The organism is Klebsiella quasivariicola, from assembly GCF_002269255.1.
In the GTDB taxonomy this organism is placed as follows: domain Bacteria; phylum Pseudomonadota; class Gammaproteobacteria; order Enterobacterales; family Enterobacteriaceae; genus Klebsiella; species Klebsiella quasivariicola.
In genome coordinates this window covers 5,471,846-5,491,763 of record NZ_CP022823.1, presented here as the reverse complement: position 1 = coordinate 5,491,763, position 19,918 = coordinate 5,471,846, and the positions used below count along the sequence as shown (strand labels likewise).

Annotated in this window: 15 protein-coding genes, 1 tRNA gene and 3 rRNA genes; 12 read left to right on the top strand and 7 right to left on the bottom strand. The window is 53.1% G+C overall.

The window, feature by feature from the left end:
- Window positions 1–2: 2 nt before the first annotated feature.
- Window positions 3–995, top strand: coding sequence for a ribose operon transcriptional repressor RbsR (rbsR, locus tag B8P98_RS27615; RefSeq protein ID WP_025711384.1), 993 nt, complete (start codon window positions 3–5; stop codon window positions 993–995).
- Here rbsR and mdtD read toward each other — a convergent pair.
- Window positions 992–2,389: a multidrug transporter subunit MdtD gene (gene mdtD, locus B8P98_RS27610; protein WP_025711385.1), complete on the bottom strand. Its 1,398-nt coding sequence runs from the start codon at window positions 2,387–2,389 to the stop codon at window positions 992–994. The genes rbsR and mdtD overlap by 4 nt on opposite strands.
- 12 nt (window positions 2,390–2,401) lie before the next feature.
- Window positions 2,402–3,103: a FadR/GntR family transcriptional regulator gene (locus B8P98_RS27605; protein WP_025711386.1), complete on the bottom strand. Its 702-nt coding sequence runs from the start codon at window positions 3,101–3,103 to the stop codon at window positions 2,402–2,404.
- A 477-nt stretch (window positions 3,104–3,580) separates the two neighbouring features.
- On the opposite strand from B8P98_RS27605, the gene B8P98_RS27595 reads away from it, so the two are divergent.
- The 4 genes from B8P98_RS27595 to rrf all read left to right on the top strand — a co-directional run bounded on the left by B8P98_RS27595 (window position 3,581) and on the right by rrf (window position 8,578).
- Window positions 3,581–5,120 (top strand): 16S ribosomal RNA (locus B8P98_RS27595).
- Between the two features lie 85 nt (window positions 5,121–5,205).
- Window positions 5,206–5,281, top strand: a tRNA-Glu gene (locus tag B8P98_RS27590).
- 182 nt (window positions 5,282–5,463) lie between these two features.
- Window positions 5,464–8,365: ribosomal RNA gene (locus B8P98_RS27585) — 23S ribosomal RNA — on the top strand.
- A gap of 97 nt (window positions 8,366–8,462) precedes the next feature.
- Window positions 8,463–8,578: ribosomal RNA gene (rrf, locus tag B8P98_RS27580) — 5S ribosomal RNA — on the top strand.
- The 16S, 23S and 5S rRNA genes sit together here with 1 tRNA gene alongside, the layout of an rRNA operon.
- A 202-nt stretch (window positions 8,579–8,780) precedes the next feature.
- Here the strand turns inward: rrf and mobB are convergent.
- Together mobB and mobA are read right to left on the bottom strand one after the other, a co-directional pair.
- A complete protein-coding gene (gene mobB / locus B8P98_RS27570; RefSeq protein WP_025710892.1) occupies window positions 8,781–9,287 on the bottom strand; it encodes a molybdopterin-guanine dinucleotide biosynthesis protein MobB in 507 nt (168 codons plus the stop codon).
- Complete coding sequence (gene mobA / locus B8P98_RS27565) at window positions 9,284–9,865, bottom strand: molybdenum cofactor guanylyltransferase MobA (protein WP_025710894.1); 582 nt, start codon at window positions 9,863–9,865, stop codon at window positions 9,284–9,286. The genes mobB and mobA overlap by 4 nt, the downstream gene beginning before the upstream one ends.
- Window positions 9,866–9,936: 71 nt before the next feature.
- Here mobA and B8P98_RS27560 point away from each other — a divergent pair, with 71 nt between their 5' ends.
- The 3 genes from B8P98_RS27560 to dsbA all read left to right on the top strand — a co-directional run bounded on the left by B8P98_RS27560 (window position 9,937) and on the right by dsbA (window position 11,919).
- Window positions 9,937–10,206 carry a YihD family protein gene (locus tag B8P98_RS27560; protein WP_002882612.1) on the top strand — a complete coding sequence of 90 codons (270 nt, stop codon included), beginning with the start codon at window positions 9,937–9,939 and terminating at the stop codon, window positions 10,204–10,206.
- 75 nt (window positions 10,207–10,281) lie between these two features.
- On the top strand, window positions 10,282–11,268 hold the full coding sequence (locus B8P98_RS27555) for a serine/threonine protein kinase (RefSeq protein ID WP_025710899.1): 987 nt from the start codon (window positions 10,282–10,284) through the stop codon (window positions 11,266–11,268).
- A gap of 27 nt (window positions 11,269–11,295) precedes the next feature.
- Window positions 11,296–11,919 (top strand): thiol:disulfide interchange protein DsbA, encoded by a 624-nt coding sequence (dsbA, locus tag B8P98_RS27550; RefSeq protein ID WP_025710900.1) that lies wholly within the window; start codon window positions 11,296–11,298, stop codon window positions 11,917–11,919.
- Between the two features lie 49 nt (window positions 11,920–11,968).
- Here the strand turns inward: dsbA and B8P98_RS27545 are convergent, their stop codons facing one another.
- Window positions 11,969–12,868, bottom strand: a complete 900-nt coding sequence (locus B8P98_RS27545; RefSeq protein WP_025710901.1) for an acyltransferase — start codon at window positions 12,866–12,868, stop codon at window positions 11,969–11,971.
- A gap of 396 nt (window positions 12,869–13,264) precedes the next feature.
- Here B8P98_RS27545 and polA point away from each other — a divergent pair, with 396 nt between their 5' ends.
- Both polA and B8P98_RS32160 read left to right on the top strand, forming a co-directional pair.
- The gene (polA, locus tag B8P98_RS27540) at window positions 13,265–16,051 is read left to right on the top strand and encodes a DNA polymerase I (protein ID WP_025710902.1); all 2,787 of its coding nucleotides are present in this window, start codon (window positions 13,265–13,267) and stop codon (window positions 16,049–16,051) included.
- A gap of 165 nt (window positions 16,052–16,216) precedes the next feature.
- Entirely contained in the window at window positions 16,217–16,264 is a 48-nt protein-coding gene (locus B8P98_RS32160) for a spot 42 RNA, inhibition of DNA synthesis (RefSeq protein WP_071892919.1), read from the top strand.
- 133 nt (window positions 16,265–16,397) lie between these two features.
- Here B8P98_RS32160 and yihA read toward each other — a convergent pair whose 3' ends face one another.
- Complete coding sequence (gene yihA, locus B8P98_RS27535; protein ID WP_002882734.1) at window positions 16,398–17,030, bottom strand: ribosome biogenesis GTP-binding protein YihA/YsxC; 633 nt, start codon at window positions 17,028–17,030, stop codon at window positions 16,398–16,400.
- A 583-nt stretch (window positions 17,031–17,613) separates the two neighbouring features.
- Here yihA and yihI point away from each other — a divergent pair.
- Both yihI and hemN read left to right on the top strand, forming a co-directional pair.
- Window positions 17,614–18,120, top strand: coding sequence for a Der GTPase-activating protein YihI (yihI, locus tag B8P98_RS27525; protein ID WP_025710904.1), 507 nt, complete (start codon window positions 17,614–17,616; stop codon window positions 18,118–18,120).
- A gap of 188 nt (window positions 18,121–18,308) precedes the next feature.
- A complete protein-coding gene (hemN, locus tag B8P98_RS27515; protein ID WP_080897843.1) occupies window positions 18,309–19,682 on the top strand; it encodes an oxygen-independent coproporphyrinogen III oxidase in 1,374 nt (457 codons plus the stop codon).
- A 35-nt stretch (window positions 19,683–19,717) separates the two neighbouring features.
- Here the strand turns inward: hemN and B8P98_RS27510 are convergent, their stop codons facing one another.
- Window positions 19,718–19,828: a YshB family small membrane protein gene (locus tag B8P98_RS27510; protein WP_004152951.1), complete on the bottom strand. Its 111-nt coding sequence runs from the start codon at window positions 19,826–19,828 to the stop codon at window positions 19,718–19,720.
- Window positions 19,829–19,918: the final 90 nt, after the last annotated feature.

The following is a 19,918-nucleotide window of genomic DNA, read 5'->3' as shown; positions in this document are numbered from 1 at the left end:
GCTTGGCTACGATGAAAGATGTGGCCCGCGTCGCGGGCGTTTCCACATCGACGGTGTCACACGTCATCAATAAGGACCGCTTTGTCAGCGAGGCAATTACCGCCAAAGTAGACGCCGCGATCAAAAGCCTCAACTACGCCCCCTCTGCGCTGGCGCGTAGCCTCAAGCTTAATCAAACCCGTACCATCGGCATGCTCATCACCGCCAGTACCAATCCGTTTTATTCGGAGCTGGTGCGGGGCGTGGAGCGCAGCTGTTTTGAGCGGGGTTATAGTCTTGTACTCTGTAATACGGAAGGTGATGAGCAGCGAATGAATCGCAATCTGGAGACGCTGATGCAAAAACGCGTCGATGGATTACTTCTGCTGTGCACAGAGACTCATCAGCCCTCTCCGGAAATCATGCAGCGTTATCCGTCGGTACCGACGGTCATGATGGACTGGGCCCCCTTTGATGGCGATAGCGATCTGATTCAGGATAACTCGCTGCTTGGCGGCGATATGGCGACCCAGTATCTGATTGACCAGGGGTATTCGCGCATTGCCTGTATTGCCGGCCCGCTGGATAAAACCCCGGCGCGTCTGCGCCTTGAAGGTTACCATGCTGCGATGGCGCGCTGCGGCCTGCCGGTTGCCGACGGATACGTGGTGACCAGTGATTTTGAGTTTGGCGGCGGGTTTAGCGCGATGCAGCAGCTGCTGGCTTTGCCGCAGCGGCCGCAGGCGGTGTTTGTCGGCAACGATGCCATGGCGGTTGGCGCTTATCAGGCGTTGTACCAGGCCGGTTTGCAGATCCCGCAGGACATGGCGCTGGTGGGCTACGATGATATTGAACTGGCACGCTATATGACGCCGCCGTTGACCACCATTCACCAGCCAAAAGATGAGCTGGGAGAACTGGCCATCGATGTGCTGATCCATCGAATGGCCGATCCGCAGCAAAAACAGCAGCGCGTTCAGTTAACGCCGGAGCTGGTGGTTCGCGGTTCCGCTTAGCGTTTGTGCCGCTCGCTAATCAGGTTGCGGCCATCTTTCGCTCTTAACAGCATAAACATTAGCGCCGATATGATGGTTATCACGCCCATGGTAATAAAGGTGTAGTGAAACTGCTGTACCGTGCTGGCGTTGTCAAAACCTTCATAGAAGCGCAGCACCGCTGCGCTGATGGCCACCCCGAGACTAATTGAAAGCTGCTGGGTTACCGCCAGCAGGCTGTTGCCGCTGCTGGCATTGTCATCCGTCAGATCGGCCAGCGTAATGGTATTCATCGAGGTAAACTGCGTGGACATCGCCATCCCCAGCACAAACAGTGGCAGAAGAAGCATCCACAGCGGCATCTCTGGTGACTGCAGTGAGAACTGAGCAATCATGAGGCCAATAAATACCGTGATCCCCACCAGGGTCTTACGATAGCCAAACCAGCGCAGCACCTGGGTAACGGTAGATTTCGCAATAATGGAGCCGATAGCGGTAGGGGCAATCATACAGCCGGCGATAATGGCCGGATAGCCGAAGCCAACCTGCAGCATCAGCGGCATCAGAAACGGTACACAGCCGGTACCCAACCGTGTGGCGAGGTTGCCGGCGATGCCGACCGAGAACGTATGTGTCTTAAATAAAGAGAGCGAGATCAGCGGCGCCGGATGGCGGCGCGCGTGGCGAACATACGCCAGGAGCAGTATCAGGCTGACGGCAATTACGGCCAGCGCCAACCATGTCGCCACGATTTTTTCCCCAAACAGTTCAATACCGCTGGAAAACAGTACCAGGCTTAAGCCAAATAACAGAAAACCGCTTACATCGAAGCGCCGGCGCGGCGTTGTGAAATTTGGCATGTATTTACGGGCGTACAGAATGCCAATCACGCCGATGGGAATGTTTATCAGGAAAATCCAATGCCAGCTGGCCCAGGTGACAAATACCCCGCCGAGTACCGGGCCCAGAATCGGTCCCACCAGTCCCGGCATGGTGACAAAGTTGAGGACCGGCAACAGTTCGCTGCGGGGATAGGCGCGCAGCAGCGCCAGCCTCGCCACCGGCATCATCATCGCTCCGCCGATCCCCTGAATCACCCGAAAAATGACCAGCTCCATTAATGAACTGGAGAGGGCGCAGGCGAGGGACCCCAAAGTGAACAAGCTAACAGCAATAATAAAGACCCGGCGCGTGCCGAAGCGATCGGCCAGCCAGCCGCTGACCGGGATCAGCATCGCCACCGTCAGCGTATAGCTGATAATGGCTGACTGCATTGCTAAGGGAGAACGGTTAAGACTATGGGCGATAGCCGGGAGGGCGGTGTTGAGAATGGTTGCATCCAGCGCCTGCATAAAGAAGGCCATCGCCGCGATCCACGGCAGGCCGGCCATGCTGCGCCCTTTTTTTCCGCTCATGCCAATTCCTTGTTATTGATTTACGGGGTGAGGGGCGTTCAACAATGCCTGGCAGGCGAGCATGGCGCCAGGCGCATCACTATTGAGAATGGCATCGACAATCGCCTGGTGGAGATCGAGTTTCACCACTTCATTTTGCGTAATTGATGTGAAGTAGGTGTGGTAGACCGAATGAAACAGAGAGGCGAATGAGCTGAGGAAAGGATTACCGCTCATTTCATAAATATGTTCATGCCAGGCCATATCGACTTCTATCCAGCGATCGCGCTGAAAATGACGTTTCAAGGCAATCATCTCTTCCATTAAGGTATTGAGCTGCGCTTTCTGTTCAGCGGTACCGTGAGCGGCGGCCAGAAAACAGGCCTGAGGCTCCAGGCTGCTGCGCATGACAAGAAAGTGGCTCACCACCTCTTCAAAGTTATCTTCTGTTAGCCACCAGGAGAGCAACTCTTTATCAAGGAAGTTCCAGCTACTGCGAGGCATCACCCGGGTGCCAATGCGAGGACGGGGCAACAACATGCCTTTCGCCGTGAGCGTCTTCACCGCTTCACGGACGGCAGTACGACTTACGCCAAACTGCTCCCCCAACTCCATTTCACCGGGAAGAATGCTTTCCGGCTGATATTCGCCAGTCAGGATTTTTTGGGCAAGCTTCTCGGCCAGTACCCAGGAGATGTTCTTTTGTGCCGCCAGCTGCTGTGCGCTTAAAGACATAAATGCCGTTCCTTTCTTTTCTCTACTCTAACAGTATGCCACCAGGTGCCTCGTTTCGTCGGTTAAAACGGCAAAACGGTGGTTTTTTGCGACTTTCCTCGCCGCGTTGTTGAAAAAAGAGACGGTTGGAAAGTTTTTTTGTATTTCCCCTTGTCACTTCAGAATTACTCCCTATAATGCGCCTCCACTGACACGGAACAACGGCAAGCAAGCCGCCGGGTCAGCGGGGTTCCGGTGAGAACCTCGCAGAGAAAAGCAAAAATAAATGCTTGACTCTGCAGCGGGAAAGTGTAATATGCACACCCCGCGCCGCAGCGAAAAACGAAGCGGCACTGCTCTTTAACAATTTATCAGACAATCTGTGTGGGCACTCAAAGTGACATGGATTCTTAACGTCCTCGGACGAAAAATGAATACCAAGTCTCTGAGTGAACATACGTAATTCATTACGAAGTTTAATTCACGAGCATCAAACTTAAATTGAAGAGTTTGATCATGGCTCAGATTGAACGCTGGCGGCAGGCCTAACACATGCAAGTCGAGCGGTAGCACAGAGAGCTTGCTCTCGGGTGACGAGCGGCGGACGGGTGAGTAATGTCTGGGAAACTGCCTGATGGAGGGGGATAACTACTGGAAACGGTAGCTAATACCGCATAACGTCGCAAGACCAAAGTGGGGGACCTTCGGGCCTCATGCCATCAGATGTGCCCAGATGGGATTAGCTAGTAGGTGGGGTAACGGCTCACCTAGGCGACGATCCCTAGCTGGTCTGAGAGGATGACCAGCCACACTGGAACTGAGACACGGTCCAGACTCCTACGGGAGGCAGCAGTGGGGAATATTGCACAATGGGCGCAAGCCTGATGCAGCCATGCCGCGTGTGTGAAGAAGGCCTTCGGGTTGTAAAGCACTTTCAGCGGGGAGGAAGGCGGTGAGGTTAATAACCTCATCGATTGACGTTACCCGCAGAAGAAGCACCGGCTAACTCCGTGCCAGCAGCCGCGGTAATACGGAGGGTGCAAGCGTTAATCGGAATTACTGGGCGTAAAGCGCACGCAGGCGGTCTGTCAAGTCGGATGTGAAATCCCCGGGCTCAACCTGGGAACTGCATTCGAAACTGGCAGGCTAGAGTCTTGTAGAGGGGGGTAGAATTCCAGGTGTAGCGGTGAAATGCGTAGAGATCTGGAGGAATACCGGTGGCGAAGGCGGCCCCCTGGACAAAGACTGACGCTCAGGTGCGAAAGCGTGGGGAGCAAACAGGATTAGATACCCTGGTAGTCCACGCCGTAAACGATGTCGATTTGGAGGTTGTGCCCTTGAGGCGTGGCTTCCGGAGCTAACGCGTTAAATCGACCGCCTGGGGAGTACGGCCGCAAGGTTAAAACTCAAATGAATTGACGGGGGCCCGCACAAGCGGTGGAGCATGTGGTTTAATTCGATGCAACGCGAAGAACCTTACCTGGTCTTGACATCCACAGAACTTTCCAGAGATGGATTGGTGCCTTCGGGAACTGTGAGACAGGTGCTGCATGGCTGTCGTCAGCTCGTGTTGTGAAATGTTGGGTTAAGTCCCGCAACGAGCGCAACCCTTATCCTTTGTTGCCAGCGGTTAGGCCGGGAACTCAAAGGAGACTGCCAGTGATAAACTGGAGGAAGGTGGGGATGACGTCAAGTCATCATGGCCCTTACGACCAGGGCTACACACGTGCTACAATGGCATATACAAAGAGAAGCGACCTCGCGAGAGCAAGCGGACCTCATAAAGTATGTCGTAGTCCGGATTGGAGTCTGCAACTCGACTCCATGAAGTCGGAATCGCTAGTAATCGTAGATCAGAATGCTACGGTGAATACGTTCCCGGGCCTTGTACACACCGCCCGTCACACCATGGGAGTGGGTTGCAAAAGAAGTAGGTAGCTTAACCTTCGGGAGGGCGCTTACCACTTTGTGATTCATGACTGGGGTGAAGTCGTAACAAGGTAACCGTAGGGGAACCTGCGGTTGGATCACCTCCTTACCTTAAAGAACCTGCCTTTGTAGTGCTCACACAGATTGTCTGATGAAAGTAGAGAAGCAAGGCGTCTTGCGATTGAGACTTCAGTGTCCCCTTCGTCTAGAGGCCCAGGACACCGCCCTTTCACGGCGGTAACAGGGGTTCGAATCCCCTAGGGGACGCCACTTGCTGGTTCGTGAGTGAAAGACGCGTGCCGACATATCTCAAAACTCATCTTCGGGTGACGTTTGAGATATTTGCTCTTTAAAAATCTGGATCAAGCTGAAAATTGAAACGACACACTGTTTAAGTGTGTTCGAGTCTCTCAAATTTTCGCAATCAGAAGTGAAACATCTTCGGGTTGTGAGGTTAAGCGACTAAGCGTACACGGTGGATGCCCTGGCAGTCAGAGGCGATGAAGGACGTGCTAATCTGCGAAAAGCGTCGGTAAGGTGATATGAACCGTTACAGCCGGCGATGTCCGAATGGGGAAACCCAGTGTGATTCGTCACACTATCGTTAACTGAATACATAGGTTAACGAGGCGAACCGGGGGAACTGAAACATCTAAGTACCCCGAGGAAAAGAAATCAACCGAGATTCCCCCAGTAGCGGCGAGCGAACGGGGAGCAGCCCAGAGTCTGAATCAGCTTGTGTGTTAGTGGAACGGTCTGGAAAGTCCGACGGTACAGGGTGATAGTCCCGTACACCAAAATGCACAGGCTGTGAACTCGAAGAGTAGGGCGGGACACGTGGTATCCTGTCTGAATATGGGGGGACCATCCTCCAAGGCTAAATACTCCTGACTGACCGATAGTGAACCAGTACCGTGAGGGAAAGGCGAAAAGAACCCCGGCGAGGGGAGTGAAAAAGAACCTGAAACCGTGTACGTACAAGCAGTGGGAGCACCTTCGGGTGTGACTGCGTACCTTTTGTATAATGGGTCAGCGACTTATATTCTGTAGCAAGGTTAACCGTATAGGGGAGCCGCAGGGAAACCGAGTCTTAACTGGGCGTTAAGTTGCAGGGTATAGACCCGAAACCCGGTGATCTAGCCATGGGCAGGTTGAAGGTTGGGTAACACTAACTGGAGGACCGAACCGACTAATGTTGAAAAATTAGCGGATGACTTGTGGCTGGGGGTGAAAGGCCAATCAAACCGGGAGATAGCTGGTTCTCCCCGAAAGCTATTTAGGTAGCGCCTCGTGAACTCATCTTCGGGGGTAGAGCACTGTTTCGGCTAGGGGGTCATCCCGACTTACCAACCCGATGCAAACTACGAATACCGAAGAATGTTATCACGGGAGACACACGGCGGGTGCTAACGTCCGTCGTGAAGAGGGAAACAACCCAGACCGCCAGCTAAGGTCCCAAAGTCATGGTTAAGTGGGAAACGATGTGGGAAGGCCCAGACAGCCAGGATGTTGGCTTAGAAGCAGCCATCATTTAAAGAAAGCGTAATAGCTCACTGGTCGAGTCGGCCTGCGCGGAAGATGTAACGGGGCTAAACCATGCACCGAAGCTGCGGCAGCGACACTATGTGTTGTTGGGTAGGGGAGCGTTCTGTAAGCCTGTGAAGGTGGCCTGTGAGGGCTGCTGGAGGTATCAGAAGTGCGAATGCTGACATAAGTAACGATAAAGCGGGTGAAAAGCCCGCTCGCCGGAAGACCAAGGGTTCCTGTCCAACGTTAATCGGGGCAGGGTGAGTCGACCCCTAAGGCGAGGCCGAAAGGCGTAGTCGATGGGAAACAGGTTAATATTCCTGTACTTGGTGTTACTGCGAAGGGGGGACGGAGAAGGCTATGTCATCCGGGCGACGGTTGTCCCGGTTTAAGCATGTAGGCTGGTTATCCAGGCAAATCCGGATAATCAAGGCTGAGGTGTGATGACGAGGTACCACGGTACTGAAGTGACAGATGCCCTGCTTCCAGGAAAAGCCTCTAAGCATCAGGTAACATCAAATCGTACCCCAAACCGACACAGGTGGTCAGGTAGAGAATACCAAGGCGCTTGAGAGAACTCGGGTGAAGGAACTAGGCAAAATGGTGCCGTAACTTCGGGAGAAGGCACGCTGGTGTGTAGGTGAAGTCCCTGCGGACGGAGCTGAGACCAGTCGAAGATACCAGCTGGCTGCAACTGTTTATTAAAAACACAGCACTGTGCAAACACGAAAGTGGACGTATACGGTGTGACGCCTGCCCGGTGCCGGAAGGTTAATTGATGGGGTTATCCGTAAGGAGAAGCTCTTGATCGAAGCCCCGGTAAACGGCGGCCGTAACTATAACGGTCCTAAGGTAGCGAAATTCCTTGTCGGGTAAGTTCCGACCTGCACGAATGGCGTAATGATGGCCAGGCTGTCTCCACCCGAGACTCAGTGAAATTGAACTCGCTGTGAAGATGCAGTGTACCCGCGGCAAGACGGAAAGACCCCGTGAACCTTTACTATAGCTTGACACTGAACATTGAGCCTTGATGTGTAGGATAGGTGGGAGGCTTTGAAGCGTGGACGCCAGTCTGCGTGGAGCCAACCTTGAAATACCACCCTTTAATGTTTGATGTTCTAACGTTGGCCCCTTATCGGGGTTGCGGACAGTGTCTGGTGGGTAGTTTGACTGGGGCGGTCTCCTCCCAAAGCGTAACGGAGGAGCACGAAGGTTAGCTAATCCTGGTCGGACATCAGGAGGTTAGTGCAATGGCATAAGCTAGCTTGACTGCGAGCGTGACGGCGCGAGCAGGTGCGAAAGCAGGTCATAGTGATCCGGTGGTTCTGAATGGAAGGGCCATCGCTCAACGGATAAAAGGTACTCCGGGGATAACAGGCTGATACCGCCCAAGAGTTCATATCGACGGCGGTGTTTGGCACCTCGATGTCGGCTCATCACATCCTGGGGCTGAAGTAGGTCCCAAGGGTATGGCTGTTCGCCATTTAAAGTGGTACGCGAGCTGGGTTTAGAACGTCGTGAGACAGTTCGGTCCCTATCTGCCGTGGGCGCTGGAGAATTGAGGGGGGCTGCTCCTAGTACGAGAGGACCGGAGTGGACGCATCACTGGTGTTCGGGTTGTCATGCCAATGGCACTGCCCGGTAGCTAAATGCGGAAGAGATAAGTGCTGAAAGCATCTAAGCACGAAACTTGCCCCGAGATGAGTTCTCCCTGAGACTATAAGTCTCCTGAAGGAACGTTGAAGACGACGACGTTGATAGGCCGGGTGTGTAAGCGCAGCGATGCGTTGAGCTAACCGGTACTAATGAACCGTGAGGCTTAACCTTACAACGCCGAAGATGTTTTGGCGGAATTGAGAGAATTTTCAGCTCTGATACAGATTAATCGATGCGTCCGTGAGACGTGTTGATAAAACAGAATTTGCCTGGCGGCACTAGCGCGGTGGTCCCACCTGACCCCATGCCGAACTCAGAAGTGAAACGCCGTAGCGCCGATGGTAGTGTGGGGTCTCCCCATGTGAGAGTAGGGAACTGCCAGGCATCAAATAAAGCAGAAAGCTCAGTCGGAAGACTGAGCTTTTTGTTTTTGCGTTTTAACAAGAACCCCGTCCCGAAAGGTGCGGGGTTTTTTGCGGTGTGGGGTATGTCCCCCCGGTGGCGCTGCGCTTACCGGGGCTACGGATCCGTAGCCCGGACAAGGTGCGCAGCACCGCCTCCGGGAAAAATATCGCCTGAATACCTGCTACTGCTTCGCTAACCAGCTGATAATAAATGTCGCGATCTGTGGAACATCATTTAAATCCAGCAGCGGAGGCGATGTCGCGATCGGCATATCGCTGGCCACGGCAAGGGTATGCTCATCAATCATCAGCTCTTCTACAGAATGGCCACTGTTTTGCCGAAAAAGCAGGATCTTAGGCACGGGTTCATGTTTGAACCCCTCCACTAAAACCAGGTCCAGTTTGCTGGCATCCATTCGACTGGCCAGCCACGAGAGATCTAATTCCGACTTCTCTGGCGTCTCGGTCATCAACGCCCAGCGCTGTTCGCTGGCGACAATGGTTTGCGCAGCGCCCGCCTTACGAAGTTCATAACTATCTTTGCCCGGCTTATCCACGTCCATGTCATGATGGGTGTGCTTTATCAGCCCCGGGCGCAATCCTTGAGCGCAGAGCTCAGGGATAAGACGCTTTAATAATGTTGTTTTTCCGGTACCGCTCCAGGCGGCTATCGCCAGTAATGGGATCATGACGGCTCCTGCATCTGCTGCAAATCCTCAAGCGTATTTACATTGATGAACGCTGATTTCACATCGCTGAAATTCACCGGGCTTCCACCCACCTGACGCATAAAGACCATTACCCGGCGTTCTCCACTGGTAAGGTAGGCCTCGAGGTCTGGTATGATTTGTCGATGCACGAGCGCAACGGCGGGATGATCCCGTTCGCCGTCATGGGCCCAAACCACTGGTGCAACACCTCTCTGCTGGATAAAGCGCTCAACTAGAAATGTTGGAATGAAGGGGGTGTCGCAGGGGCAAAAAACAAACCAGGGACTTGCGACCTGCTGCATCACGGCAAGCATGCCGGCCAGTGGCCCCGGATAACCCTCTTGTGTATCGCGAAAGATCGGATAGCCGCTGGCATGCCACTGCTCAAGATGACGGTTGGCGCTAATGACTAGCGCATCTACCTGCGGGGCTAATGTCTCCGCGACGTGACGCCAAAGAGGGCGGCCATTTAACAACTGTAATCCTTTATCAATACCGCCCATTCGCGTGGCTCTGCCGCCCGCCAGCACGACGCCGGTTATTGCCTCGCTTTGCATATGAATATCGCCTCTTTCATTGTGGGATTGACCCTGTTAACTTGTCCCTATCAAGAGTAAGGAGCATGACCATGAAATGTAAACGTCTGAATGAAGTAATTGAACTCCTCCAGCCAGCCTGGCAAAAAGAGCCTGAACTGAACCTGATGCAATTTTTGCAGAAGCTGGCGAAAGAGGCCGGCTATGATGGCGAACTGAGCGATCTTTCCGACGATATTCTGATCTATCACCTGAAGATGCGCGATTCTTCCAAAGATGCCGTCATTCCGGGTATTCAGAAGGATTATGAAGAGGACTTTAAAACCGCGCTGCTGCGCGCCCGCGGGGTAATAAAAGAGTAAAAGGTTGTAAGCGCTGCCGCGTAAAACGCAATGAGATGATATCCTGAACTATTCGTACGATTATCGGATGTCAGGATGCACGATAAGGCTTTTACTTTTCAGACGCTTCGCCCGGATACCATTATCGATGGGTTATTCGATCTGGGTATGCGGGTGGACTCCGGTCTCACCCCGCTGAATAGCTATGAGAACCGCGTATATCAGTTCCAGGACGAAGAGCGTCATCGCTATGTAGTGAAGTTCTATCGTCCTGAGCGCTGGTCCGCAGAACAGATCCTTGAAGAACACCAGTTTGCGCTTCAGCTTGTAGAAGATGAAGTGCCCGTTGCTGCGCCGCTCTTTTTTAATGACAGCACGCTTCATCAGCATCAGGGATTCTACTTTGCCGTTTTTCCAAGCCTTGGCGGCCGTCAGTTCGAAGCGGATAACCTTGATCAGATGGAGTGGGTTGGCCGCTATCTGGGGCGTTTGCACCAGACTGGCCGCAAACAGCGCTTTACTGCCCGCCCGGAGATTGGCGTGCAGGAGTACCTGCTGGAACCGCGCCAGGTGTTTGAACAGTCGACGCTTATCCCCTCAGGCCTGAAAGCCGATTTCCTGAAGGCGACCGATAAACTCATTGCTGCCGTCATAGCGCAATGGCACGGCTGCGGGAACACGTTGCGCCTGCATGGTGACTGCCATGCAGGCAATATCCTTTGGCGCGATGGACCGCTGTTTGTCGACTTAGACGATGCGCGCACTGGCCCGGCGATTCAGGACCTGTGGATGCTGCTCAACGGCGATAAGGCTGAACAGCGTATGCAGCTGGAGACCATCGTCGAGGCCTATGAGGAATTCAGCCCCTTTAACAGCGATGAAATCGCGCTTATTGAACCTTTACGCGCCATGCGACTGGTTTATTATCTGGCGTGGTTGCTCAGACGCTGGGACGATCCCGCTTTTCCGGTCAATTTCCCCTGGTTAACCGGGGAGGATTACTGGCGGGGACAGACGTCGACTTTTCTTGAGCAGGTGAAGGTTCTACAGGAACCCCCGCTTCAGTTAACGCCAATGTATTAATGTGATATATCCAGGAGAGAGTAAATCATGAAAAAAGTTTGGCTGGCGCTGGCTGGTATGATTCTGGCTTTTAGTGCATCCGCTGCCCAGATCACCGACGGCAAGCAGTACATCACCCTTGATAAGCCGGTTGCTGGCGAGCCGCAGGTGCTCGAGTTCTTTTCATTCTACTGCCCGCACTGCTACCAGTTTGAAGAAGTACTGCATGTCTCTGACAGTGTGCGGCAGAAACTGCCGGAAGGCACCAAAATGACCAAATACCACGTTGAGTTCCTGGGCCCTCTGGGCAAGGATCTGACGCAGGCATGGGCGGTGGCCGTCGCGCTGGGCGTTGAAGATAAAATTACTGCGCCGATGTTCGAAGCCGTGCAGAAAACCCAGACCGTGCAGAGCGTGGCCGACATTCGTAAAGTATTCGTTGATGCGGGTGTGAAAGGAGAAGACTACGATGCCGCATGGAACAGCTTCGTGGTGAAATCTCTGGTCGCTCAGCAAGAGAAAGCGGCAGCCGATCTGCAGTTGCAGGGGGTACCGGCTATGTATGTTAATGGTAAATACCAGCTGAACCCGCAGGGGATGGACACCAGCAATATGGATGTCTTCGTCGCTCAGTATGCGGATACCGTGAAGCAACTGGTTGAGAAGAAATAAAAAAAACGCCGGTCACTGACCGGCGTTACTTTACCTGCATTTGCAATGGCTACTTTCCTTTATCCCGCATAATCTCCGTCAACTGTCGGTCTTTCTCTTCCCAAAGCCCATTCAACCAGCGCTGAAAACTACGCTTAAAGTTCTTATCGTTAACGTAATCGCCGTGCAGCTCTTCACCAATAGGGATCAGATTGATACGTACTACAATGCGCGTCAGGCGGCCGCTTAACATATCGTAAAACGGTCTTGTATTATTCTCCGGGTAACACAGCGTGACGTTCAGCAGTTTATCGAACTGCGAACCGAGTACGTTGAGCGCCATGGCGATACCAGCGGCTTTCGGCGGTAAAAGATTGTGGTAAGGAGAGCGCGTTTCGCGCTTTTTTTCTTCGGTAAAACGCGAGCCTTCTACGAAATTGACGATAGTTGTTGGATGCGAACGGAATTTCTCACAGGAACGACGGGTGGTTTCGACATCTTTACCACGGCGCTCCGGATGACGAATCAGATAGCTGCGCGAATAGCGGCGCATAAAGGGCATATCCAGCGCCCAGCAGGCGAGCCCGATAAACGGTACCCACGCCAGCTGTTGTTTAAGGAAATACTTGTTCATCGGAATGTGTTTGCGAAAGAGCACACACAGCACCACGATATCTGCCCAACTGTGGTGGTTGCTGATCAGCAGATACCAGTTTTTTTTGTTCAAGCCTTCCAGCCCCTGGACGTCCCATTTAATCCAGGGATTGAGATGTAACAGCAGCGCCAGCCCTTCGCACCAGCAGTACATCATAAAATTGCAAAAAACGGATATAGAGCGCCATACCGCAGGAATAGGGACCAGCAGTTTAATCAGCCCGGCGACGATGATCGGTACAGAGCAGATAATGGTGACTAAGATGGTTAAGGCGATACTCAGCGGAAGTGTTATCGCAGCGAGTAATCTCGACATAGTTAATTTATTCAGAAAGTTAGGCTAACAAAGAGCGCCTTTAAGCCGCGCAAGAGGCTGATTTTACCAGAAAACGCGGCAAATGACGGGTCTTAACAGAACAGAAAAAAACAAGGATCTTCTATCCACATGGAGCATTGGGTCATCAAATGGATGCCAGGACCGTCGATCTGTTTTTAATTAACTGATATATAAAGATTAATAGTATTTATTCATTTATTTTCAGGGGCGGATAAGCTGACGCTGTAAAACTATACACAAAGTTATCCACAAGCAAAGTTGTCATGCGATCGCGACGATCATGGAATCTTTTCCGCGAATTGCGGGAAAAATTCAGGATTTTATGCCCGTCTGTGGCATCCTTTACCCATAATCTGATAAACAGGCACGGAAATTATGGTTCAGATCCCAGAAAACCCTCTCATCCTCGTTGACGGCTCCTCCTATCTTTATCGCGCATATCATGCGTTTCCGCCGCTAACTAACAGCGCAGGGGAGCCGACCGGGGCTATGTACGGCGTACTCAATATGCTGCGCAGTTTGATCCTGCAGTATCAACCAACCCACGCCGTCGTGGTCTTTGATGCGAAAGGGAAAACCTTCCGTGATGAATTGTTCGAACACTACAAATCTCACCGTCCGCCGATGCCGGACGATCTGCGTGCGCAGATCGAACCGTTGCATAAGATGGTGAAAGCGATGGGGTTACCGCTGATGGCGGTCCCGGGCGTTGAGGCTGACGATGTGATTGGCACCCTGGCGCGGGAAGCGGAAAGGGCGGGACGTCCGGTGCTGATCAGCACCGGTGATAAAGACATGGCCCAGCTGGTGACGCCGGGGATCACCCTGATCAATACCATGACCAACACCATCCTTGGACCTGATGAGGTGGTCACCAAATATGGCGTTCCGCCGGAGCTGATTATTGATTTCCTGGCGCTGATGGGTGACTCGTCAGATAACATTCCCGGCGTACCAGGCGTGGGCGAAAAGACTGCCCAGGCGCTGCTGCAAGGCCTTGGTGGCCTCGATACGCTGTATGCGGAACCGGAGAAAATTGCTGAACTGAGCTTCCGTGGCGCGAAAACGATGGCGGCGAAGCTGGAGCAGAACAAGGATGTGGCTTATCTCTCTTATCAGCTGGCGACCATTAAAACCGATGTCGAGCTGGAGCTCACGTGCGAAGAGCTGGAGGTGCAGCCGCCGGCGGCTGACGATTTGCTGGCGCTGTTCAGACAGTATGAGTTTAAGCGCTGGACAACCGACGTTGAGGCCGGGAAATGGCTACAGGCGAAGGGCGGCAAACCGGCTGCGAAACCTGCAGAGCCTGCAGCGGCACAAGCAGAAGACGTTGAACCGGCCACCGCCCTTTCAGCAGAGCATTATGTCACTATTCTTGATGAGGCCACGCTGCTCAGCTGGATCGATAAGCTCAAGCAGGCGCCGCTTTTTGCCTTTGATACGGAAACCGACAGCCTGGATAATATCTCCGCCAATATGGTCGGCCTTTCATTCGCGGTTGAGCCGGGTGTGGCCGCCTATGTTCCGGTGGCGCATGATTATCTTGATGCGCCGGATCAGATCCCTCGCGAGCGTGTGCTGGCGCTGCTTAAACCGCTGCTGGAGGATGAGAAGCTGCTCAAGGTCGGGCAAAATCTCAAATACGATCGCGGTATTTTGGCCAATTACGACATTGAGCTGCGCGGGATTGCATTCGATACCATGCTGGAGTCTTACATCCTCGACAGCGTGGCGGGCCGTCATGATATGGACAGCCTTTCCGATCGCTGGCTGAAGCATAAAACCATTACCTTTGAAGAAATTGCCGGCAAGGGTAAGAATCAGCTCACCTTTAACCAGATTGCGCTGGAAGAGGCTGGTCGCTACGCGGCGGAAGACGCCGACGTCACGCTCCAGCTGCATCTGAAGATGTGGCCGAAGCTGCAGCAGCATGAAGGTCCGCTGAATATCTTTAAGCATATCGAAATGCCGCTGGTGCCGGTGCTGTCTCGGGTTGAGCGCAACGGCGTGAAAATAGACCCTGCCGTGCTGCATGCGCATTCGCAGGAGATCGCTCAGCGTCTGGTAGAGCTGGAACAGCGCGCGCATGAGATTGCCGGGGAAGCGTTTAATCTCTCCTCCACCAAACAGCTGCAAACGATCTTGTTTGAAAAACAGGGCATCAAGCCGCTGAAGAAAACGCCGGGCGGCGCGCCGTCCACCTCTGAAGAGGTGCTGGAAGAGCTGGCGTTGGATTATCCGTTGCCGAAAGTGATTCTGGAGTACCGCGGGTTGGCGAAGCTGAAGTCCACCTATACCGATAAACTGCCGCTGATGATTAACCCTAAAACGGGCCGAGTGCATACCTCCTATCATCAGGCGGTTACCGCTACCGGCCGTTTGTCGTCTACCGATCCCAACCTGCAAAATATTCCGGTGCGTAACGAAGAAGGGCGACGTATTCGCCAGGCGTTTATCGCGCCGGAAGATTACGTCATTGTCTCAGCGGACTACTCGCAAATCGAACTGCGTATTATGGCGCACCTGTCACGAGATAAAGGCCTGCTGACCGCCTTTGCTGAAGGTAAGGATATTCACCGGGCGACGGCGGCTGAAGTGTTTGGCTTACCGCTGGACAGCGTCAGCAGCGAACAGCGCCGCAGTGCGAAAGCTATCAACTTCGGTCTGATCTATGGCATGAGCGCCTTCGGCCTGGCCCGCCAGCTGAACATTCCGCGTAAGGAAGCGCAGAAGTACATGGATCTTTATTTCGAGCGTTACCCGGGCGTCCTGGAGTATATGGAGCGCACCCGCGTTCAGGCGAAAGAGCAAGGGTATGTTGAAACGCTGGATGGCCGTCGACTCTATCTGCCGGATATTAAATCCAGCAATGGTGCCCGTCGCGCTGGAGCGGAACGTGCGGCGATCAACGCCCCAATGCAGGGGACGGCAGCGGACATTATCAAGCGGGCGATGATTGCTGTTGATGAATGGCTGCGGAAGGAGCAACCTCGCGTGCGGATGATCATGCAGGTTCACGATGAACTGGTCTTTGAAGTCCATAAGGATGAGCTTGATGCTGTATCGAAGAAGATCCATGAACTGATGGAGAACAGTACCACCCTGGCGGTACCGTTGCTGGTGGAAGTGGGCAGCGGCGAAAATTGGGATCAAGCGCACTAAGTATACAAAGTACAAAGCGATTTTCTGTAAGTAAGCAACATAACTTATAGAGTTTTGTGAGGATCATTTGAATTTGCTATGTAAATAGTGAAAAAAAACTACAAAAAATGCTTTATCCGTGAGCGAAAGAAGAGTAAAGTTATTCGCGTAGGGTACAGAGGTAAGATGTTCTATCTTTCAGACCTTTTACTTCACGTAATCGGATTTGGCTGAATATTTTAGCCGCCCCGGTCATTTATGACCGGGGCGTTTTTTATTGCGCGAAAGAAAAGTTTTACACAGTTAAAACTGCGTAGTATGAACGTCCGGATAGGGCGCTAAGCGCCGTTATCCGGAAAAAGCGGGGTTACTCTGCGTCTTCGACAGCTTCTTGCGGCGGGATTTCGTTAAACCAGCTATCCAGCTTCTGTCGCAGCTTATCCACGCCAGATTTTTTCAGCGAAGAGAAGGGTTCAACCTGGACATCGCCATTGAAGGCCAGTACCGCTTCTCGCACCATATTCACTTGCGCTTTACGCGCGCCACTGGCGAGCTTATCGGCTTTGGTCAGCAGCACCAGCACCTGAATATCGCTCTCTACCGCCCATTCGATCATCTGCTGATCGAGATCTTTAAGCGGATGGCGAATGTCCATCAGGACCACCAGGCCCTTCAGGCACAGACGTTTTTCCAGGTATTCCCCCAGCGCGCGCTGCCATTTAATCTTCATCTCTTCCGGGACTTGCGCATAACCATAGCCGGGCAGGTCGACCAGGCGTTTGCCTTCGGCGACTTCGAACAGGTTAATCAGCTGCGTACGTCCGGGGGTTTTGGAGGTGCGCGCCAGGTTTTTCTGGTTGGTCAGCGTATTCAGCGCGCTGGATTTTCCCGCATTGGAGCGGCCGGCGAACGCCACTTCAATACCAGTATCGGCAGGAAGATGGCGGATATCTGGCGCGCTAGTGACAAAGTGCGTCAGTTGATAATTCCAGTTGGTCAAGACGGTCGTCTCCGTTAAAACAGGCTATGGCAGGGATTATACCTGAACAGCAGAAAAAGGCTGTTTTTACCGCACGCTGGTTCTGTAAGTAAAAACCATACGCTTTGTGAGACATTGGCTATTCTTCGTATAGGACATACCTGAGAAAAATGAGACCAATTGCAATTAACCTACTGAAAATAAATACATTATAAAAATAGAGAAATCTGAAAATGGATTTTTAACGGCCAGACTGGTTGTCGATTTTTGTCAGCAAGGTAAAGTAATACACAACGGCGGGGATGCTGAAAGGATTAGGACTCAGGACGAGGAGTCAGGAAGCGCCAGGAGGCGAAGACCACAGGATTGTCAGGATGACGCGCGTCTTGGAGACGTTTCGAAGGGAAAAGGAAGTAACAAGGATAGTTGGACGCTAAGGGAAAGACAGGGTAAGTCGTTAGCGAACAGGGAAAGAAGAGCCCGTAAAGGGTGGTCAGTGAGGAAAAAGGCGACAGAGTAATCTGTCGCCTTTTTTCTTTGCTTGCTTTCTGCTAGATTCCGCCTCAATTCTATACTGAATAATACTGTCTGAAGATTACACACCATGAAAAAACCGACATCCGCCACCCGTGGCAAATCCGGCCGCAAGTCGCGTGAAGAGTTAAATCAGGAAGCTCGCGATCGCAAACGGCAGAAGAAACATCGTGGCCACGCGGCTGGAAGTCGCGCGAACGGCGGCGATGCGGCTTCAGCGGGTAAAAAACAGCGTCAGGCGCAAGATCCGCGCGTTGGCAGCAAAAAACCGATCCCGCTGGGCGTGAGCGAAAGCAGCACCCCAGCTCCCAAGCAGCATAAACCAAAGAGCGAGAAACCTATGCTTTCACCGCAGGCTGAGCTGGAGTTGCTGGAGAATGATGAGCGCCTGGACGCGCTACTGGAACGTCTGGAAGAGGGCGGCACCCTGAATGCTGAAGAGCAGAGCTGGGTGGATGCCAAACTGGATCGCATTGATGAGCTGATGCAACAGCTCGGCCTCTCTTACGATGACGAAGATGAAGAAGAGGAAGAGCGGCAGGAAGATATGATGCGTCTGCTGAAGGGTGGAAACTAACATTTGCATCCCATCGGATTCCCGGTACTGCTTATAACCCTTCTGGTTATATGTTATCTGCTGTGGTTATTCGTTAAACTACGACGGTTGTCGCGGCGTCAGAAATGGCTGCGCAACCGGCTCATGACCCGCGGTGCGGTAGGGCCGGGACGGCGTACCCGTCGGCGGCACCATCGGAAGGAGTGAGCATGTCTGAGCAGATAATCGACTGGGATCTGGCCCTGATCCAGAAATATAACTATTCCGGGCCGCGCTATACCTCGTATCCCACCGCGCTGGAGTTTTCACCGCAATTCGGCGCGGCGGAATTCGATGCCGCTGTGGCTCGATACCCACAGCGTCCCCTGTCGCTGTACGTGCATATCCCGTTTTGCCATAAGCTGTGTTATTTCTGCGGCTGCAATAAGATAGTCACCCGCCAGCAGCATAAGGCCGATCAGTATCTTGATGTCCTTGAACAGGAAATTATTCACCGCGCGCCACTGTTTGCTAACCGTCAGGTTAAGCAATTGCACTGGGGGGGTGGCACGCCAACCTATCTTAATAAGGCGCAAATCAGTCGTCTGATGGCCCTGTTGCGGAGCCACTTCCATTTCAGCGCGGAAGCTGAGATCTCCATTGAGGTCGATCCGCGTGAAATCGAACTGGATGTCCTCGATCATTTACGCACTGAAGGGTTCAACCGCCTGAGTATGGGCGTGCAGGACTTCAATAAAGAGGTTCAGCGTCTGGTTAACCGCGAGCAGGACGAAGCGTTCATCTTTGATTTGCTCAACCATGCGCGGGAGATTGGATTTACCTCGACCAATATCGACCTCATTTATGGCCTGCCGAAGCAAACGCCGGAGAGCTTTGCCTTTACCCTGCAAAAGGTTGCGGAACTTAACCCTGACCGCCTCAGCGTGTTCAACTATGCGCATCTGCCCACGCTCTTTGCCGCTCAGCGGAAGATTAAAGATGCCGATCTGCCCTCTGCTGAACAGAAACTGGAGATCCTGCAGGAGACCATCGGCTCGTTAACGGCGGCAGGTTATCAGTTTATCGGTATGGACCACTTCGCGCGTCCTGATGATGAATTAGCTGTCGCACAACGTCACGGCGTTCTACATCGCAATTTCCAGGGTTACACCACCCAGGGCGATACCGATCTGCTGGGGATGGGCGTTTCGGCGATCAGCATGATTGGCGACAGCTACGCCCAGAACCAAAAAGAGCTCAAGCAGTACTACCAGCAGGTGGCTGAGCAAGGAAACGCCCTGTGGCGCGGGATCGCGTTAACCCGCGATGACTGTCTGCGTCGCGACGTGATTAAGGCGTTGATCTGTAATTTCCGGCTGGATATCGCGGCGGTCGAGGCGCAGTGGGACGTGGATTTTGCGTCTTATTTTGCGGAAGACCTGAAGCTGCTGGCGCCGCTGGCGCATGACGGGCTGGTGGAGGTGGATAGTAAGGCAATTCAGGTAACGGCGAAAGGCCGCCTGCTGATCCGCAACATCTGTATGTGCTTTGATGCCTATCTACGGCAAAAGGCCCGGATGCAGCAGTTCTCACGGGTAATTTAAGGTTTTCCCCCTCTCCCGCAGGAGAGGGGGAACAATTAGCTGAACAGCCCGACCAGCGCAGCGCACAGCACGGCAGCGACTGCCGTTTGTGGCGTGTGACTCGCAGCGGCGCCGCTCGATATCATACTCACCAGTGATTCAAACATGATGCTCTCCCCTAATGCCGGGCACGATCATACTCAACTCATCGGAACAGTAAAGTACAAAATAGCAGCACTTTGCGCTGTTCGGCGATT

Excerpts from the sequence above, each read along its gene's own strand:
- mdtD (WP_025711385.1), bottom strand. The coding sequence starts at position 2,389 with ATGAGCGGAAAAAAAGGGCGCAGCATGGCCGGCCTGCCGTGGATCGCG.
- B8P98_RS27605 (WP_025711386.1), bottom strand. The coding sequence starts at position 3,103 with ATGTCTTTAAGCGCACAGCAGCTGGCGGCACAAAAGAACATCTCCTGG.
- mobB (WP_025710892.1), bottom strand. The coding sequence starts at position 9,287 with ATGATCCCATTACTGGCGATAGCCGCCTGGAGCGGTACCGGAAAAACA.
- mobA (WP_025710894.1), bottom strand. The coding sequence starts at position 9,865 with ATGCAAAGCGAGGCAATAACCGGCGTCGTGCTGGCGGGCGGCAGAGCC.
- B8P98_RS27560 (WP_002882612.1), top strand. The coding sequence starts at position 9,937 with ATGAAATGTAAACGTCTGAATGAAGTAATTGAACTCCTCCAGCCAGCC.
- B8P98_RS27555 (WP_025710899.1), top strand. The coding sequence starts at position 10,282 with ATGCACGATAAGGCTTTTACTTTTCAGACGCTTCGCCCGGATACCATT.
- dsbA (WP_025710900.1), top strand. The coding sequence starts at position 11,296 with ATGAAAAAAGTTTGGCTGGCGCTGGCTGGTATGATTCTGGCTTTTAGT.
- B8P98_RS27545 (WP_025710901.1), bottom strand. The coding sequence starts at position 12,868 with ATGTCGAGATTACTCGCTGCGATAACACTTCCGCTGAGTATCGCCTTA.
- polA (WP_025710902.1), top strand. The coding sequence starts at position 13,265 with ATGGTTCAGATCCCAGAAAACCCTCTCATCCTCGTTGACGGCTCCTCC.
- yihI (WP_025710904.1), top strand. The coding sequence starts at position 17,614 with ATGAAAAAACCGACATCCGCCACCCGTGGCAAATCCGGCCGCAAGTCG.
- hemN (WP_080897843.1), top strand. The coding sequence starts at position 18,309 with ATGTCTGAGCAGATAATCGACTGGGATCTGGCCCTGATCCAGAAATAT.
- B8P98_RS27510 (WP_004152951.1), bottom strand. The coding sequence starts at position 19,828 with ATGTTTGAATCACTGGTGAGTATGATATCGAGCGGCGCCGCTGCGAGT.